Origin of the sequence: uncultured Oceanicoccus sp., assembly GCF_963968385.1 — a bacterium.
Taxonomy (GTDB): Bacteria; Pseudomonadota; Gammaproteobacteria; order Pseudomonadales; family Dasaniaceae; genus Oceanicoccus.
This window is the reverse complement of sequence record NZ_CAXAHB010000126.1, coordinates 1-2,743: the sequence shown is the minus strand read 5'-3', so window position 1 is coordinate 2,743 and position 2,743 is coordinate 1. Positions and strand designations below refer to the sequence as shown.

General features: G+C 39.7%; 2 protein-coding genes. Both read left to right on the top strand.

Annotation, left to right across the window (positions count from 1 at the left end; translation table 11 throughout):
- The first annotated feature begins 610 nt into the window (after window positions 1-610).
- Window positions 611-1,024 carry a DUF6746 family protein gene (locus AACP44_RS08945; protein WP_339340182.1) on the top strand — a complete coding sequence of 138 codons (414 nt, stop codon included), beginning with the start codon at window positions 611-613 and terminating at the stop codon, window positions 1,022-1,024.
- A 493-nt stretch (window positions 1,025-1,517) separates the two neighbouring features.
- Window positions 1,518-2,743 (top strand): TonB-dependent receptor plug domain-containing protein (locus AACP44_RS08940; RefSeq protein ID WP_339340181.1); only part of this gene is annotated, 1,226 nt, incomplete at its 3' end.

The window sequence follows — 2,743 nt, the reverse complement described above, 5'->3', positions numbered from 1 at the left end:
TGAATAAACAGTGGCAAATCTATATTGGTGCCAACAATCTGTTTGACTACACAAGCAAAAGATATGGAAACTCCTTTATTTTATGAAGAGGGTGGATACGATGTTGCCTATAACGAAGTAAAAAGAGGGTAGCCTAACAAAGCAATTATCCGATTAAGTTTTTTTGAGCCGAATTGCCTTTGGTGTTACAAGCAAATGGAAGTGTTTAACAGGATTGAAACTTCCTGCCATCAACAGATTAAATCGGTTGTTGTGGGTATAAATGGTGATATTCATGCATTAAGAAAAGCAATACGCAAAGCTAGGGTAAACTTTCCTGTATTAAAGGCTAATAAGGAATTGATGCAATTTTTCTTGTCAGCAATACCCTTGACGCTAATGATGGATGCGAACGGCCTTGTCATAACGACAATCAGAGGGTATGTGCGATTGAAAGAATTCGCGGATGTGTTTAAATATAACTGTGATTTCGAACTAACTTGATAGCCTGCTAGCTCTTTTTTATATTAAGGTAGTAGTTAATTTTTGGTCTTACTAATTTCTATGGTAGTGGCAATTATTGCTGATCTGCTTTTTTGCTGGTTAATTTGCGACTTTTTGAGGGTTTTCTATGAGAAAGTATGCGGTACTTATTATTCTTTTGGTGTTGTCTAAATGGTCTTTGGCGGGAGCGGCAGAAGGTGAACAATCCATCCGTCATCTTAAAGTTGATGAGATTGAATCCATTGAAGTGGCAATTAAAAAATTTTATGAGTCAACGGCAGCAATTAAGAACAAGAAATTATTAAATTCATCTGAACTTCATGAAATTCATGTTATTACTTACACTTTAGAGAAGAGTATTCAATTCTTTATTAACAATCTCAGTGGAGAAAGCCAAGTTTTGGCGGAGAACGCCGCCATTATTGTTGAAAATATTCATATTGCTTCAGAAAATAACCGCCGGCAAAGTACGGTTGAAAATATGAGGGAATACTTTCAGTTGGCTGACCAATTGGCCTTGAGGCTTGGCGTTAAGGAATGATTACGGCCATGGTGAGGTAATAATAGAGTGCAACGCTGCCTCTAAAGATTTATGGCTACGTATCTTTTTGATCGATTAGTATGGCCTAAGATTTAAGATTGTTGAGACCGTGCTCTCTAAATCTACTAAAGGCTCACTATTATTCTATGGTATTCGCTAAAGCTTCGTTTTGCTCGTGGCATTTTTTTATCTAATGTTTGGTCTATAAAAGGGATGATGTTGGCAACTGGTATGAGGTTAGTCGTGAAAATTTGGACTAACCAAGGCGAATAAAATCAACGTTTCGATTACTGGTGAACATCAGCAGATGTTATTCGAAAATGTTTACCTAATAGTGCCTTATTTTGGAAGTGTAGCTAATATTTCATTATTTCCACTGGGTTAAATAGTGGCTACGTCATTCTGTCGACTGCGACACTGTGTCACATGGTAATTTGCAATCCGCTCATTAAAATACGCGCTAAATTTTATGGTCGTATTTTAAGGAGTTGTTTTGTTAGTTTTATCGCTTCGTCATTTTTCCTCAAGAGTTATGTTATTACCTGCCCTTGCTATGATTTGTTGCTTGCAACCAGCAATGGCGGAATCCGGCCCAATCCAATTAGCGTCGATGGAAACGGTTGTTGTTACCGCAACGAGAGAGTCCAAGCCAAAATCTGAATTGAGTGAGTCCGTTGGCGTATTGGACGAAAAAACGATTCAGCAAATTATGCCAAGCCATCCGGCTGAGGCGCTAAATAGAATCGCGGGTGTTTTTATTAATAACCTCGGTGGCGAAGGGCATATGACCTCTATCCGCCAGCCAATAACCACGGGTGGCGTTTATTTATTTTTAGAAGATGGCTTGCCAACTCGTCCCACCGGTTTTTTTAACCACAATGGTTTGTATGAGGTGAATGTACCGCAGGCTGCACAATTGGAAGTCACTAAAGGGCCGGGTTCTGCGCTTTACGGCAGTGCAGCGATTGGCGGTATTATCAATAGCCTGACTAAGGCGCCCTCTGCGCAAGCATCATTGAATACAACCTTGGAAGTGGGCAGTGATCAATGGCAGCGTTTATTACTCGATGGTAGTGGCTCCGTTGGTGAACGTTCTCGAGTTGGCTGGCAAATCAATACAACGACCAGTGATGGCTATCGCGATGAGGCTGGCTATGATCGAGCATCGTTAACATCGCGTTGGGATATCGATATTAACCATCAGCTTTCAGCTAAAACGATTTTGACTTATACCGAAGTCGATCAGAAAGGTATCTCCTCATTGGGAGAAGATGATTACAAAAATGAGAGTACCGAAAATCGATATCATAATGATATTGGCTATCGTGAAGTCGAAGCATTGCGCCTTTCCAGCGAAATAAACTATCAAATCAATAATGATAAGTTGCTGACCTTTATTCCTTTTTATCGAAATAATGAAACGGCGTTGATGCCGAGCTGGATGATTACTTACGATGCCAATATTGCCAAAACGGAATTTGAAACTTTAGGTTTATTGTCGAAGTATCGAGTCAAACTTGGTCAAGGGGAATTTATCGTCGGTGTGGATTTGGATCATACTTCAGCGGAATATAACGAACGCCGTATTGATATGGTTGAAGATGAGAATGAGATTTATATTGGATTTATAGAAACTGGGCGTACTAATTATGCTTATAAAGCTGATCAATTAACCACATCGCCCTACTTTCATTATGAATGGGTTGCTGCAAACTGGCA